Genomic DNA, 14810 nt, shown 5'->3' with positions numbered 1-14810 from the left:
TAATAACCAATCTAATTGTTCATCTCTATCATAAATAAATGCTCTCTCTTCATCTATACCTTCAGTTATTACATTATCTGTTAATTGATTTACAAAATAATTATATCGAAAATCATGCTGACTTGACTTTTCACTCGTTTGATTGTGTTCATCAATTCGTTCATTATATTTACTTTCTGAAAATGTTGAGTAAACAACTTCATTTATAGCAAGTGCAATTTTGTCACTTAATTCCACTTGTTTATCTATAGGTAATTGACTCATTACTTCAGAAGCTAATTGTAACTTATCGTTTATTTTACTGCCTGAATCAAACACCTTTTTTACATCTTGGTATGCTTTTTGTGCATGTATATGTAACTTTAATGGTTTAAATTCAATTTTATCTATGTCATTCTTAACATTTTTAATAAAATTAGCATATTGGGTAATATCAATATTTTTTATCGCATCTTTTCTCAGCCTTACATCTTCATCCGTAATTGCTTTTGGTATGTTATCATCTGTCATATTATTTAATAAGACACATAATATATCAAAAGCAATACCATTGAAACTATAAGCTGCCCTTTCACTTTCCCCAGAATTTTTTTGAAATTTCTTCATATCAACCTTATAAATATCAACTAATTTATCAATTCGTTTCTGCAATTGAGCTTTGTTTTTAAGACCTAAAGCTTTCTCAAGATCTTTTTTTGTATATGTTTTTTGAATTCTTTCTTTAAAAGTATTTTTCGTCATAATATCAACTTTCCATTAATTTTTTATATAAATTAAAAATCGGGTAAGCATTAAATATTTACAAATCTGCAGCATTGAGAGTTTCATATCTTATTTTGCTTCTTGCTCACTCCCTGATACTACATTTATATACAATGCTATTAATTCTATTCAATATCCTTTAAATTACATCTTTAAAAGAGAATTTAATCTTTACTTTCATTTAAAATTTCTATTGTCTTTTCTAAACACATTAACATCCCATCCATTATTTCTTTAACTTTTTGAGACGTAGTGTAATTTCCAACACCAGCTGTAGCTATACCATTTTCATATTTAGTTATTCCTGAAGATATAAATTGTGGATGCTGCTTATGTGTAATGTTGTTTCTGTGTTTAGATGCATCATCAAATTCATTGGAATTACGAATTTTATCAAGTGCATAAAATTTCACTAAATCTTTTTCTTTAAGTTTGTTTATTGCTTTATGAAAACTTATTTCATTCTTTTTTAATTGTATGTCGTAAATATTTACTATAATATGTCCTAACAACTCAAATATGCTAAAACCCTGTAAGAAGAAATATTCAGAAAAGTAATTAAAATTAAATTGTTTAGTATAGTCTTCTTCTTTAAAATCAGGAAAAAGCTCAACTGATTGTCCTTTTGAACCAGGTGACTTATACCAAACTTCATCAGGTATACCTTGATTATAATAGAACATCGTGTATGTATAATTTCGAATTAGTAAATTCATGCGATTAAATAGCATGTTTTTCCAATAATCGATTTCGTAACTTTTTGTTAAATCAAAAAATGAGTCAGTTTTCTCAAGATCAAAGTATAAGTTTTCTAATATAGAGTAATTAAACGGAATCTGATCATGCAAATCATTCATGTTTGCAGATTCAATATGTTGCAGCGGGTGGATTATTATTGTCATTATAGCAAAACTCCTTTTGTATAATACTACTATTTATCAGTTAATTTTTCACACCAAAATATTAAAAATGTAGAACCTAATAAACTCATATATTCAAACTTTAGCCATAAAAAAGCGTTTTGCATTATGTCTGATAGGTATATATCTTTATATAAAATAAATCCACCTATAAAAAATGTCACAAAAATAACAACAGACTTCACTTTCTTTATATAATCATTCTTATTTTTTCCCATCAATTTTTTATAATAGTGCAAGTAAATAAAGGTAACAAGACCAGACAATAAAAATGCCAAGCTGTATCGTAAAAGTAAACCTAATTGTCCAATTCCAATATGAAATAGCCCGAAAAAATCTTCACTATAACCAGTGAAACCTGCTACTTGAATAAGTATAAAAACAACAAATATAAGAGCCAAAAACCATGGCTTTAAAAATTGAACTATATCTTTAGGTTTAATCAATTTAATTACTCCTCCTAAGATTTACTCAAAAAATTCATAATGAATATTATTGTTCAACATCATTTTTTTAGTTTTATTTGTGATACGCTTCCCTTTGTTAGTGATTTTGCTAAAATGTAACAACTATTTTTTCCTTATCGTTTTATTTCTTACTAACCCGTGTTATATTATATACACGACTAGGATGAAAGAGGATGTAAAAATGAGGTATATTGGTTCAAAAGTAACATTACTAAAAGAAATTAAAAGAATAATCGATAGGAACGTTAGCGGAAATGAAAAATCTTTTTTAGATTTGTTTGCTGGAACAAATTCGGTTGCAGAATATTTCAAAAGTGAATATGAAGTTACTACTAATGACATATTATATTTTAGCTTTGTAAATTCTATGGCTACAATTGAAAATAATAACGCCTTACTATTTAACAAATTAAAATACGATCCATTTGAATACTTAAATGATGACAAAAATGCAATTGATTATGATGGTTGCCATTATTATACTAATAACTATACTCCTTCTGGAGATGCCATGTACTTTACTGAAGAAAATGGAAAAAAAATTGACTTTATTAGAAATACTATTGATACTTGGTATGAAAAAGATCTTTTAGAAGAATACGAATACTACTATTTAATATCTACTTTAATAGAAGCAATCCCCTATGTAAGTAATATCACTGGTACTTATGGTGCTTATTTAAAACATTGGGATAAAAGAGCATTAAAAAAGCTAGAAATAAAACCCTTACCAATTATTAATAATGGATATAATAATAAAGCATATAATGAAGACTCTAATAAACTGGTTAGAGAAATCAAATCAGATATTACTTATATAGACATTCCTTATAATAATAGACAATATGCTTCTAACTATCATCTATTAGAGAATATAGCTAGAAATAACAAGCCATTACTAAATGGAAAAACAAAAATATTTGATTGGGGACACTTAAAAAGTAAGTATTCTATGAAATTAAAAGCTTATGAATCGCTTGAAGATTTAATTAAAAACTTAAATACTACTTATCTGGTATTAAGTTACAACGATGAAGGTATTATTAACTACGAAGATTTGTTAGAATTGTTAAAACTACATTCTATAAATAACGAAGTAGATATTATTAAAATTCCTTATAGAAAATATAAATCTAAAATCTCCTCTAAAAAAACTGAACTCAGTGAATATATTTTCTTTATTCAAAAAAAAGAAATAGATTCTGTTAACTACAAAAAAAACGATGAAAATACAACAACAATGTGGTCTCCAAAATCAAAAGCATACTTAAAAAGTCCATTGAATTATATAGGTGGAAAATATAAATTGCTTAATCAAATTATCCCTTTATTTCCTAAAAATATATCAACATTTGTTGATTTATTCTCTGGTGGAGCTAATGTAGGTATAAATGTAGAAGCTAAAAAACATCTTTTCGTTGACATGAATACAAAAATCAACGAAATGTTCAGGTTTTTTGCTAAAGAAGACCCTGATAGTTTGGTTAACAAAATAGAAAATAGAATCGAAGAGTTTAACTTAAGTAAAAGTAATACTCAAGAATATATTATTTTTAGAGAACACTACAATCTAAACCCTAATCCATTAGATTTGTATGTACTAATATCATATTCTTATAACTATCAAATTCGATTTAACAATAATCTAAAATTTAATAACCCATTTGGTAAAAATAGAAGTCACTTTAGTAATAATATGAAAAAAAACCTTTTGAATTTCACAAAAAAATTAAGTACTTTGAATCATGAATTTATTGATGGATATTTTCAAACTCTCGATTTATCCTTTTTAGACAAACAATCTATGGTCTATTTGGATCCACCTTATCTAATAACAACTGGCAGTTATAATGACGGGAACAGAGGATTCCAAAATTGGGGAGTTGAACAAGAACAGCAAATGTACACTTTGATGAAATGGCTATCAAAAAATGAAATTCGATACGCATTAAGCAATGTATTAAGTCATAAGAAATCTGAACATTCGCTCCTTAAACAATTCATCAAAGAAAACAACGTCCAAGTTCATCATTTGACTCATAGTTATCATAATTCTTCTTATAATACCTCAAGAGATCAAAGCGATGAGGTATTATAAGAAGAATTATGATACTACTACTTTTAATTTATTGACATAATTTTTAAATCACTTAAAAAACCTAAGATTAAATACATTATTAGAGTCTAAGAATATCAATAATTTTCTTAGACTCTTTATTATCTAAACAAATTTAATTTCCATATTATTCATATATGCTGGAATACTATTAACACTCAATTCCTCTATTTGTACCAAATGTGCTCCCATTAATAGTTGGTAAACATTTAACGAAGCACCATTCGTGTTAGTTCTAGTTACTGTACCCTGTAATTGCTCTTCAAATTTTCCAACAAATTCACTAGATATCCAAAGATAAAAATAATTGGCAGAAGATATATTTTTATCAAAAATTTTCCACCATTCATTTGGATTATCATTTTTATTACGTTTAATATTTTCATCTATATATCTAACCATTTTATCTTCTTCCGAAATATTCTTTTTGTATCCCTTGCTATAAGCTTTGGTGTCAGCTATTATTCCATATTCTTTATTCCAAATTAAAATATCTGGCTTACGTGTTCCCCCTAGATGTTTTGTGTTTAATTTGTATACATCTCTAAATAATTCTGAGGTTATAATTTCAAAATCTCGATTGGCACTGCCATCATAGGCTAAATCAAACAATGTTATAAATTTATTTGGTATTGCTGTTTCAGAAATAAAAAATTCTTTTAATTTTAAATTACTTTTTTCTTTGCTGGTCAAATTCATATCTATGTTTGGAATCTCGAAATCATTTATTTTATCTAAAAGTCTTACTGATGTATCATTCAATTCTATTCTAATCCCTATATTATTGATTCCTTCTATATCATTTTTTATTACATCTATTGACTCATCAAATCCTTGATGTTTTAGATGGTTCATAAGACTTTTAACAGAAGTAGAATTCTCCAAAAATTTTAATAAAGTAGCTCGCCTTGTTCTAATATAATCTTTCCCCGACCCTTTAACAGCAAGAAATTCCCATAACAAAAATTTAGTACTTTTACTATTACTAGAGTTACCTTGAGATTGTTTTAATGCGTGCTTTCCTTTTCCTGTAATTGAATACTGTAAAAACCCAGTTACTTTCCTACTCTCTTTTATAGAAGATGTATATTGACTTGAATTTTGGTTTACAAAACCCACTTTTTTTAACCAACCACATATCATACGTGCATATTTATCAGCAGTACCTTCTACATCACTTCTTATTTTATTTTCTTCTTTTTTATCTTCAGAATCTTTAATCCACTCTATCATAAGGTCTTCTGAATATGAAGTGAATCCTGGCTCATCTTTAAAACCTAATCTATTTCCAATAAAAAACTTGGTTACATTAGAATGGTTATCAAGAATATTTAGAACTCTAGTAGCTGGTGGATAGCTTAACAACACTTCTTTGAGTACTTGATTCATTTCTTCTTCTGTTTCAGTATTAATAAATGATGTACCTTTCTCAGTAATTTTAAATGTATCTGTTTTTCTATTATGCTTAACAAAATTCAAACTTACTGCCCATCGTAAAAACCCATCAGAAGACCATTCATCTGTAAATTTTTTACCCCGAGTTTTCGAACTTTGTGATTCTAAAGAAATCTGAATTAAAGCATTGGGTACCGAGTCTTTTCTACTTTTGGGTGTTTTACCATTTACGTTAAGATTCCTCCCAACCAGCTCAGAATATGTAAATTCTTCATCATTATTATTTAATTTTTTTTGTAGTGATTCTTGTATGTTTTTAAAGTGATAGAGATTTTCTTCTACTAATTTTTCTTTTAGTAAATATTATATTGCTTTGAATTACAATCAAATATCTCAACTGTTTTCTTAAGTTTATTAAAGTCTGATGGATTTTGTACCCATCCAAACGATCTAATAGCCATATACAATTCCCACTCCCTTATAATATTTACATCTATAAAGGAAATTATAACTTATTTATTGGATTATGTAATTGTTATTAGACAGAACTGACTTTTTTCTATACATTGTTTTCTGAATTCATTCTTTACTTTTGAAACAATTACAATAGTATAAAGGAGGTCCAAAATTGACTGAATGATTGCTTTCAGTTTGAAATTAAGTAACTGCTTAATGAGAAGAAATTAGTTTTATTATCTAATGTTTACTAAAATTAATAACATAAAAAATAAAACAGGCATTTCCTACTTTTTGCTAGAAAATACCTGCTTTCAACACATTAATCTCTAATTTTTATAAGCTCACCTAAACTACTTTTAAATATAGCTTTTTACTTTTGTTTTTAGCTTTATCTACACCATATATTGTTAATTTAGTTCCTTTTTTCTGTGCTTTAATATTGAGTTTATAATTACCCTTTGCATCTACAGTTGCTTGTCCAATTTTGCTTGAACCTCTAACTCTACTTCTTGATACTTGTTGTATCCAAAAAATCCAACAGCTGCTAATATTCCAACAATAGCAATTATTGTTATTATACTTAATAATTTTTTCATGGTTTATTCATCCTTAAATTTAATAATTGCCACCTTGACCATTGGCGCGTGCTTCAACTTGACCTCTTAAATAACCAATATAATCTCCAGAACCTTCAGCTCTACTATCAACAGCGGCAGCTTCTTCTTCACTCATGCCTTCTTTATATGCATCTAAGAATTCATCATCAGACATGTTTTTAGCATCTTCAGCTGTATATTTAGGTGAACTTTCATCTGTATTTTCTCCATTTGTAGCTCCACCACCAGATTGGGCCATTACACCTTTTTCAAACTCTTCTTCTTCTTCAGGAGAATCAAATTCACCAGTATAGTCTATGCCATTCTTAGTTTTTTTAATTTCTTCACCATCTTCTGTTGTTCGAAATTCATCAGTATTGAGTTCTTCATTAGTATTATTTGTGTTTGTTGATTCTTGAATTTCTGTTTGGTTTGTAGTTTGATTTTGCTGTTCTTTTTTGGAAGTTTTGTTTTTACTATTTTTTTGTTTGTTTTCAGTTACTTTAGCTTCTTCTTTTTTAAGCTCTAAATCTTTGTAACTACCATATGCAAATACAACAGCAACTCCCAATACTGCAACTAATAAAATAACACCTAAACTGGCAAAAACTTTCTTCACATCATTATCCCCATTCTATACTTATTTTAATTTTATATTAATTTATTTTGCTACGCTTTACTATATTTATTGTTAAAATAATTAAAAAAGAACACATTTTGAAATAAATGTGTCTTTGAAAAATTATTACTTCTATATTATTCTTTAATTTCTACAGGTTCACCTAAAGTACTTCTAATAATCTCGTTTATTCCGTTTTTCAAAGGGCCTTTAAATGTTAATGCTCCTTTTCCCGATGATGCAGCAAGACCAACTCCTGCAACTAGTGCAATTGGTGCCAATACAAGACCACCTACTGGTAATGATAAAATTGCTGCTCCTGCAGCTAACTTTCCAAATTGTTTAAAAGGTTTTTTATTAAATATGATTGTCAATCCAATAATATTAGTAGCCCTTGTTTCTCCAACAATAACTAAATAATTGCTTTTATGACTTTTAAAATGATATGAAATTATCTTTGCATTATTCTTAAATATCTTCAATAATTCGCGATTTTGACTGTTTGTTTTTTCAAGAATTTCATCTTCTTTAAGTACTTCAACTTCTTTACTGAATTTATATTTTTTATTTAAAGCTAGTGCTTTTAGTTTATTTTCAAAATCATTTAATTCTTTAGCTTCATAATATACAAATTTCATTTGTTTCACTCCTTAATGTTGTCTATTATTTTGATTGGTAATTTCTTTCCGACAATAATGCTTTTGAAAGTATATATATTTCATAGTATCCGTCATTACCATTTTTTATTAATATACTTAAATTTAATTAAACCTCTTTCAAATTTCTAAATTGTATAGAAAAAATTTCATTTATTTTGCCAACGAGGGTATATAAATCCTAGATAGATGATACTAAATAAGATGAATGACGAAATTAATATTGTGAAAAATGAAAATCCACCAGATACAAGTCCTACTTGTATTACAAGAAATACACATAAAAATTGCATTATTAATAATTTAATAAATTTTGCTAATGTCATATTTTACTCCCCTAACATACTTTCATATCGCTTATCTAATCTATCTTGCAGTGAATTAAGTTCTTTATTTGACATTCCATCATTTCCACCAAATATACTTATCGTCATAGCTCCATACATCATAGGTATCCATAATATTGTCATCAAAATAAGTGTAGCAATCAATACAGGTATACGTTTTCCTAACTTCAACCCTTTTATAAATTTCTGCAATAAATTACCTGATTTTCCTTTAATATCATTTTCTTTAATGTAATTTTTAGATTGGTCAAATTTTTCTTGTGTTTTCTTTTTAAAATCCATTAAATGTCCTCACTTTTGTATAATTATTTTAAATAATACTTCAATTCTATATAATTATATTAATCAATATCGCTCCGCTTTTCTACTATTATTTATAAAAATTAATTCAAATAATTATATATTTTTATTTATATATCCACTTCCGACGAGCTTTTGGATTAAGGGGATGCATGATTTCATTGGTTTCTGGATTCATGAGTCGTTTCACTTTTTTCTTATGTGGTTTCAACATCTCTAATACTTCATTGACGCGTGCTTCAACAACGGGCTTTTTAGCGTAAGCACCCCAAGCTAATATCACTTCATCTGACTCTTTCACTGCCTTCATAATTTGAATGTCTGTATGCTTATCATAGGCATTTTCTAAATGTTTGAGATTGATAGGCGTTGTAATATTGGAGTATAGATTCACAAAATGGATGGAACCAAATGCATCCATTTCTGAAACTTTGTTCATAATGAGTTGGGTTGTTAGGTCAATATTGAGAATGCCATCATAGTGCGGATACATCGTGATGATTGTAATTGTTTGTTTTTCACTGTCCCATGTTTTCTTAAGTAGATAGCGATGTTGTTGGTCATCACTGAATAGGGCTTCGGTTTCTAAAATGCTTTTGATTGTTTCCATATGTTTTTTCTCCTTAATTAGTATTCTTCGGGTAGTAACATGACATAATAAGAAAGGTCTACATCATCTTCTCGGATAATGTAGACCTTATTCATATTGATAGCTTTTGAATAATTAGCTTTATGAGTTTTGACGTACTCAGGACGTTCTTGTTTGTGTTTGATATATAATTGATCATTATACACGTGGAACTGGAAGATATGAAAGTAATCTATTGCTTCTAATTTTTCGGACTGTTCGTTTTCACGTTGCGCTACAAGTTGCCATAATTGTTTTTGTAAGGAGATAGGTAAGTTTTGGGCAATACCACGAGTAATATATCTATTCATAAGCGTTTTCCTTTCGTTCTGATTCTTTCATCCAAGTAATGATTTCGCTTAGGATAGTGATTGCTAATTGTGTTAGTTTGATATATTTATGCATATTATTGTCCTCCTGTTAGTAAGTATCGTTGATCCAAAAGGGGCATGATGGTGTTGTGTAGATACAAGAAATCCATATCGTGGTTTTCATCAATATAACCGATGGCTATGAGTTGTTTCTGATAGTAGAGGATGAAGGGATAGATATTACTTTTGTGAAGTGTGTAAGAGTAGTAGGTATTAGTCTGAAGTATTTTATTACTAAGTGGACCAAGTCTTACATGTTGTTCAGGTAGAATATCATCAGCGACTTCTTCGATAGATTCACATTCCCATTTTTCATCCTTTGGCAGATTGAATAAGTTAGTTATATAGTGTTTGAGTTGTTGTTCTAATGTCATCATTATGACCTCCTAATGTGTTTGATTGATGTATACATGTGATACATCATTTTGATAATATATATTTGATTTTTATTTCATTTCGCTCACTTTTGTCACTAATAACTAAGTGGTAAAAGTGGTAATTTGGTCGATGAAATAATCATTTTGACCATATATTTCAAATTGGAATTTGGGCATAAAAAAAGACCCCCAATCTTTTTTCAAAGATTGAGGGATAAGACTTTCGTCAATTTTATACCTTACAAGTTTTACTTGTTTATCTGTCGTAATTTCAATTGAATCAATTAACATTTTCATAAGTTGATTTTTAGCTTCAGGTGTAGCCTTTCTTAAGTACACGCTGAATCGTGTTATCATCAAAATGAGTCGTGCTTTTAACTTATCAAAATTGGGTATATCATCCTGTGATTGATTTGCTTGTTTTGCTTCTTTAATTTGTTGGTCTAATACTTCTAACTGTTGATTCATTTCACTTTGTTTAGCTTTTAACATTTCGCTATCCATTTCATCATCTAAGAACAATTCCAATAATCGTTCTTGTTGTGTTTTAACTTTTGCTTTTTGTTTTTCTAAACTATCAATATCATATTTAATTTCTGTTTGTTTACTATGCTTTTGTTTCAGTTCTTCTATCACACTTGACGCAATCTGCTTAATAACATTAGGTTGTGAAAGAATACGATTCAAATGAACATTGATTACGCGTTCGACGACTTCAGCATTAATCGCATTACTATGACAGGCAGAACTTCCTGAGCGGTTGAATAATGAACAAATGTAATAGCGTTTGATTGTCCGTTCTTTGGACTTTTTCGTTTTATAATACGTCCGTCGACATACCATATTATTTCCGCATTCTGGGCATTTAATAAGGCCACGTAAGTAGAAATCTCCACCAATAGGTCTGCCCGGTTTAAAACTTTTAGAAGCTAATTTTTCATGAACTTGATCAAATACCTCTTCACTTATAATGGCTTCATGTTTACCTTTGACCAATATCACATCATTTTTATCACTTTTGCCACTTCTTCGCTGTACAGCCCAGTTTTGATGGTTATTGAATCTGACATAGCCTTTATAGACTGGATTATTCAAAATATATTTCACACCAAACACTGAAAATGGTTTTTGATTAATAGTGCGATATCCTTTTTGATTTAGAATTGTCGTGATTGCTTTAAGTCCTTTATTGTGATTCAAATATAAATCAAAGATTTCCCGTACAATATGAGCTTCATTTTCATCAATAACTAAATCATTTTTCTGTGTCAATGGATTAAGTGATAATTTGTAGCCTAAAACACGACCTGTGATTGCCTCTCCGCTCCTTGCCTTAGCATTCATAGAAAGTTTCACATTGGAAATTAAAGTCTGGCGTTCTATAGATCCTATTAACCCAAACATTGTAACGAGTACTTCTCCAGAAGCATTGGATGTGTCAATATTCTCAGAAATCGATTTATAACCTACGCCATGCTCTTTGAATTCATGAATAATATTAAACACGTCTCTCATTGAGCGAGAAATACGATTCAATTTCCAACTTAATACCATTTCGATTTTATTATTCTTAACATCTTGTAATAGACGTTTCATTGCCGGGCGACCTTCAATATTTTTACCTGAAATGCCTGAGTCAGTATATGTCTCATAGTCATAACCTGGGAAATTTTTCACAACTTCTTTGATGAGTACTTGTTCCTGTTCCTTTTCAGAATAACCATGTTCTGACTGCTCAGACGTACTAACACGTGAATAAAGTGCAATTTTACCCTTCATATCATACCGTTCTCCTTTTATTAGATTATTGCTACAGACTATCGGTCTTGTAACAACATATAGATAATATATATTTATAATTTCGTTTCATTTTTATCACTTTTACCACTTAATCATATGAGTACTACAGGCAGTTGCCTGTAGTACGTAATTAGATTACTTACCTTTATTGATACATTCTTCTATGATAGGCACAAGCACTTCTACAAATGCTTCAATTTGTTCATTATTCATCGTCAAAGTCCTCCCAATCAAAGTCCAAATTCTCTTCATCTAATGCCTCATCGTCTGTTATATTTTCATTTTTATCTAATGAAATAATATTATCTTTTTCCGAAATATCATGAATCTCTTTTTTATTGGCTTCTTTCCAACCTAAATCAATCCAATAATCGTAGCCATTGTATAGTTTGGTTTGAGTATCAAAGTTTGCTTGAATTAACTTTTTAATAACCTGAGAACTCACCTTTATTTCTTCATTAATAACTTTATTTAACTCGGATACTTTGATTCGTGATCCTGTTTTGATTTCTATAAGTTTTCTGAGTAAATTAATACTCGCTTTCTGATGTGCAGTATTTGCTGATTTACTAGAAACAAATTCATATCCAAAATTTAACCAATCATGAGAAATTTCAGTAACACGATCATTTTGGAGGTACTCGATATCATTTTTTACAATTTGCTTATACACATACATCAAGTAAAGAAAGATTTCTTTCTTTTCATCCTGTAACTTTTCAATTAAGTCGGGGTCAGCTTTTTCAACATAATATTCACATGGAATAACAGCAATTCTACGCTCTAATGCTTTTGCGTGCTCAGATGGAAAGTTTAGTACAGCATTAGTATTAAAAATCAGTTTTAAATCTAATGTGACTTCTACTTGTGTCTGTCCCTTTCTATCAACATGGATAGGTTCAACTGAAAGTAACTTCTTAAAGTCATTTACTACCTTCTCATTGATTCTTGCCTCACCAATTTCATCACTTGCCATTAATCGTTTCCCAATTAAGCTTTCTTTATCAAAACGTCCACCAAGTTCGTTTAGCGTTTTTGATATAACGTCATTTTGATGAAAGAATGATTTCAACAACTTTATATATACTGATTTTCCATTATTAGCAGCGCCATAGAGAATCAAACCTCTTCGTAGTTTGGTATTAGCAGTAAGCAGTATTGCTGTATGCTGTATCAGAAAGTGCTTTAAATCGGTATCAAAGTTAGCAAGCTCTAGCATGTATTTACTGAAGTGGTCAGGTATATTTTCATTTATAACATCACCTTTATCTATTTCTATATTCAAGCGTGTTTTAGGGAATATATCTATACAGTTTTTAACAACTTCAAATGTATTTAGATTAAACATGCTAGGACCGCAACCAATATACTGCTTATCCTCAATAAGCTCTTCTACATCTGTTGATTTTTGTAAGCCATTCACTATGTTTGTCAGAGTACTTAGTGAAGGTTTATAATCTACTAACAACACTTGTATCATTTTAGATATCAACCCTTGTAATTCATCTTCATTTACCTTTTGCCAACCTATATCTTTGAAAATAAACAACTCTGAATCAAAACGCTTGATATGAAAAATACTTATCATCATTTCCACTAATATTGTGTCATTTGGCTTTTTTTGAATGCCAAAATAACTGTATATGTTAGGTCTATAGTCGACATCTTTAGGAATGTTAAGCTGTAGCTTATCGATAAGCTCGTTATACACCGTTATAGCTTGTTCAGACTTGTCTATTTCATCATCATTTCCAACACTAATGGTTAGGATAGCAATCAGACCTTGACGGTCGATTGCCTCCTTAGCCACACTTAATAGCTTAGATAACATTTGTAATATATGATTCATTATAATAATCCTCCATCTTCATTTAATGATGCTACATCTTGTACATAGTAATTACCGTTAAAGCAACCTACATGGATTAAATGCTTTCTATCAATGTAAGGGTCATAATTCTCATGAGTAGAGCTATAATTACTGTGACGTTTAAGCCAATCATTGATTGACAACTGCTTAGCTGTCTTTTGTGTTGAGATATTACGATTCACATATACGATCTGATTATTCACTTCAATTTCATATGTGAATTGATGTTTCACATCACCTGAGAAATTTGTTTCTCTCACAGAATATAACGTAGCTACATATATATAATTTTCTTTGAGTGGTGTACTACTTGGTATTTGTAAACTTTGTCCTCTATCATTATTCATGGCCCTCACCTCCCAGTTCTTCCACTGTCACATGTGCAAATTCATCATTGAACAACTGGTTAGCTATACTTTTCATTAGCTGAGCAACATCACGTGCAGTTACTTCATCATCACATTCAATCATAATCGCATCGTGTATCGGCACTATAATCTTGAACGTTTTTTGTTCGCACTGTGCTTTGTACACTTCCAACAAAATGTGCTTGAAAATATAGCTCGCTACCGTTTGTACGTAAATTGCCATAATACTACTACCTTGAAATGCGCTCATATCATGTTCAATGCCGTAGGGCATCAGCATGGTTTTATGCTCTTCGATTTGTTTCTTAAGTTCATTGACTTTTGTAAATTGGCTGACCGTATCCAACCATTGCTCTTCACTTACATAATGTTTCAACTTGAATTTGGGGCTATCGAAGTTGCCGCCAAATAAAAACGAACCAATAAATGTACGTTTAACGAACTTTTTCTCCTTTTTGGACAGTGATAAATCTTCTAATAATGCGTCATATAAACCTTCTTTATGATTCAAATAGTCAATCAGTTTAGAATCTTGCGTCATGTATCCAACAACTGAAGGGTCAAATGACTTGAAATCGATTGTATATACCTTTTTGAATTGTGAAGGTAAAATCATACGTTGGACGGATTTTGGTAAGCCTTGAAGATTAAAATTTTTAGTTGTAATTCGATGTGTTCGTGTACCAATCAACGATAATTGCGTATATAATCGATTCGTACCATTTAATGCCTGTTCTAACCTATCAAATAGCTTTTCGA

Annotated in this window: 18 protein-coding genes; 1 reads left to right on the top strand and 17 read right to left on the bottom strand. The window is 29.5% G+C overall.

The window, feature by feature from the left end:
* From CCE82_RS12230 to CCE82_RS12220, 3 genes are all read right to left on the bottom strand, one after another.
* The coding region (locus CCE82_RS12230; RefSeq protein WP_159454540.1) for a DUF6038 family protein at positions 1 to 741 on the bottom strand (741 nt) is incomplete at its 3' end.
* 185 nt (positions 742 to 926) lie between these two features.
* Complete coding sequence (locus CCE82_RS12225; RefSeq protein ID WP_086429631.1) at positions 927 to 1664, bottom strand: Cthe_2314 family HEPN domain-containing protein; 738 nt, start codon at positions 1662 to 1664, stop codon at positions 927 to 929.
* A gap of 29 nt (positions 1665 to 1693) precedes the next feature.
* Entirely contained in the window at positions 1694 to 2128 is a 435-nt protein-coding gene (locus CCE82_RS12220) for a hypothetical protein (protein ID WP_031886423.1), read from the bottom strand.
* 202 nt (positions 2129 to 2330) lie between these two features.
* Here CCE82_RS12220 and CCE82_RS12215 point away from each other — a divergent pair, with 202 nt between their 5' ends.
* On the top strand, positions 2331 to 4247 hold the full coding sequence (locus tag CCE82_RS12215; protein WP_167370979.1) for a Dam family site-specific DNA-(adenine-N6)-methyltransferase: 1917 nt from the start codon (positions 2331 to 2333) through the stop codon (positions 4245 to 4247).
* A 123-nt stretch (positions 4248 to 4370) separates the two neighbouring features.
* Here the strand turns inward: CCE82_RS12215 and CCE82_RS13335 are convergent, their stop codons facing one another.
* From CCE82_RS13335 to CCE82_RS12160, 14 genes are all read right to left on the bottom strand, one after another.
* The gene (locus tag CCE82_RS13335; RefSeq protein ID WP_420822125.1) at positions 4371 to 5972 is read right to left on the bottom strand and encodes a restriction endonuclease FokI recognition domain-containing protein; all 1602 of its coding nucleotides are present in this window, start codon (positions 5970 to 5972) and stop codon (positions 4371 to 4373) included.
* Positions 5973 to 6013: 41 nt separating this feature from the next.
* Positions 6014 to 6121, bottom strand: a complete 108-nt coding sequence (locus tag CCE82_RS13330; RefSeq protein ID WP_276205645.1) for a restriction endonuclease FokI recognition domain-containing protein — start codon at positions 6119 to 6121, stop codon at positions 6014 to 6016.
* 343 nt (positions 6122 to 6464) lie between these two features.
* A complete protein-coding gene (locus CCE82_RS13290; protein ID WP_240507207.1) occupies positions 6465 to 6557 on the bottom strand; it encodes a hypothetical protein in 93 nt (30 codons plus the stop codon).
* A gap of 26 nt (positions 6558 to 6583) precedes the next feature.
* Positions 6584 to 6715 carry a hypothetical protein gene (locus CCE82_RS13325; protein WP_276205644.1) on the bottom strand — a complete coding sequence of 44 codons (132 nt, stop codon included), beginning with the start codon at positions 6713 to 6715 and terminating at the stop codon, positions 6584 to 6586.
* Between the two features lie 19 nt (positions 6716 to 6734).
* On the bottom strand, positions 6735 to 7334 hold the full coding sequence (locus CCE82_RS12205) for a hypothetical protein (RefSeq protein WP_086429630.1): 600 nt from the start codon (positions 7332 to 7334) through the stop codon (positions 6735 to 6737).
* 137 nt (positions 7335 to 7471) lie between these two features.
* A complete protein-coding gene (locus CCE82_RS12200) occupies positions 7472 to 7972 on the bottom strand; it encodes a hypothetical protein (protein ID WP_086429629.1) in 501 nt (166 codons plus the stop codon).
* Between the two features lie 347 nt (positions 7973 to 8319).
* Positions 8320 to 8619: a hypothetical protein gene (locus CCE82_RS12195; protein ID WP_086429628.1), complete on the bottom strand. Its 300-nt coding sequence runs from the start codon at positions 8617 to 8619 to the stop codon at positions 8320 to 8322.
* A gap of 124 nt (positions 8620 to 8743) precedes the next feature.
* The gene (locus CCE82_RS12190; RefSeq protein WP_086429627.1) at positions 8744 to 9247 is read right to left on the bottom strand and encodes a DUF1643 domain-containing protein; all 504 of its coding nucleotides are present in this window, start codon (positions 9245 to 9247) and stop codon (positions 8744 to 8746) included.
* A gap of 17 nt (positions 9248 to 9264) precedes the next feature.
* Entirely contained in the window at positions 9265 to 9576 is a 312-nt protein-coding gene (locus tag CCE82_RS12185) for a DUF960 family protein (RefSeq protein WP_086429626.1), read from the bottom strand.
* 95 nt (positions 9577 to 9671) lie between these two features.
* Entirely contained in the window at positions 9672 to 10010 is a 339-nt protein-coding gene (locus tag CCE82_RS12180; RefSeq protein ID WP_031864949.1) for an SAUGI family uracil-DNA glycosylase inhibitor, read from the bottom strand.
* Positions 10011 to 10115: 105 nt separating this feature from the next.
* The gene (ccrC, locus tag CCE82_RS12175) at positions 10116 to 11792 is read right to left on the bottom strand and encodes a cassette chromosome recombinase CcrC (RefSeq protein ID WP_086429625.1); all 1677 of its coding nucleotides are present in this window, start codon (positions 11790 to 11792) and stop codon (positions 10116 to 10118) included.
* Positions 11793 to 12018: 226 nt separating this feature from the next.
* The gene (locus CCE82_RS12170) at positions 12019 to 13662 is read right to left on the bottom strand and encodes a DUF5906 domain-containing protein (RefSeq protein WP_031865039.1); all 1644 of its coding nucleotides are present in this window, start codon (positions 13660 to 13662) and stop codon (positions 12019 to 12021) included.
* Positions 13662 to 14030: a hypothetical protein gene (locus CCE82_RS12165; protein ID WP_031864395.1), complete on the bottom strand. Its 369-nt coding sequence runs from the start codon at positions 14028 to 14030 to the stop codon at positions 13662 to 13664. Before CCE82_RS12165 ends, CCE82_RS12170 begins: the two co-directional genes overlap by 1 nt.
* Positions 14023 to 14810, bottom strand: a 788-nt coding sequence (locus CCE82_RS12160) for a hypothetical protein (RefSeq protein WP_119184417.1), incomplete at its 5' end; no start/stop codon positions are given. The genes CCE82_RS12160 and CCE82_RS12165, both read right to left, overlap by 8 nt.

It is taken from the genome of Staphylococcus cornubiensis (assembly GCF_900183575.1).
Taxonomy (GTDB): domain Bacteria; phylum Bacillota; class Bacilli; order Staphylococcales; family Staphylococcaceae; genus Staphylococcus; species Staphylococcus cornubiensis.
The sequence above is the reverse complement of the archived record's forward strand: the minus strand, read 5'-3'. Positions and strand labels throughout refer to the sequence as shown.

Bases quoted from the DNA above. Each gene is read 5' to 3' on its own strand.
- CCE82_RS12225 (WP_086429631.1), bottom strand. From the start codon at position 1,664: ATGACAATAATAATCCACCCGCTGCAACATATTGAATCTGCAAACATG.
- CCE82_RS12215 (WP_167370979.1), top strand. From the start codon at position 2,331: ATGAGGTATATTGGTTCAAAAGTAACATTACTAAAAGAAATTAAAAGA.
- CCE82_RS13330 (WP_276205645.1), bottom strand. From the start codon at position 6,121: ATGGCTATTAGATCGTTTGGATGGGTACAAAATCCATCAGACTTTAAT.
- CCE82_RS13325 (WP_276205644.1), bottom strand. From the start codon at position 6,715: ATGAAAAAATTATTAAGTATAATAACAATAATTGCTATTGTTGGAATA.
- CCE82_RS12200 (WP_086429629.1), bottom strand. From the start codon at position 7,972: ATGAAATTTGTATATTATGAAGCTAAAGAATTAAATGATTTTGAAAAT.
- CCE82_RS12195 (WP_086429628.1), bottom strand. From the start codon at position 8,619: ATGGATTTTAAAAAGAAAACACAAGAAAAATTTGACCAATCTAAAAAT.
- CCE82_RS12190 (WP_086429627.1), bottom strand. From the start codon at position 9,247: ATGGAAACAATCAAAAGCATTTTAGAAACCGAAGCCCTATTCAGTGAT.
- CCE82_RS12185 (WP_086429626.1), bottom strand. From the start codon at position 9,576: ATGAATAGATATATTACTCGTGGTATTGCCCAAAACTTACCTATCTCC.
- CCE82_RS12180 (WP_031864949.1), bottom strand. From the start codon at position 10,010: ATGACATTAGAACAACAACTCAAACACTATATAACTAACTTATTCAAT.
- ccrC (WP_086429625.1), bottom strand. From the start codon at position 11,792: ATGAAGGGTAAAATTGCACTTTATTCACGTGTTAGTACGTCTGAGCAG.
- CCE82_RS12170 (WP_031865039.1), bottom strand. From the start codon at position 13,662: ATGAATCATATATTACAAATGTTATCTAAGCTATTAAGTGTGGCTAAG.
- CCE82_RS12165 (WP_031864395.1), bottom strand. From the start codon at position 14,030: ATGAATAATGATAGAGGACAAAGTTTACAAATACCAAGTAGTACACCA.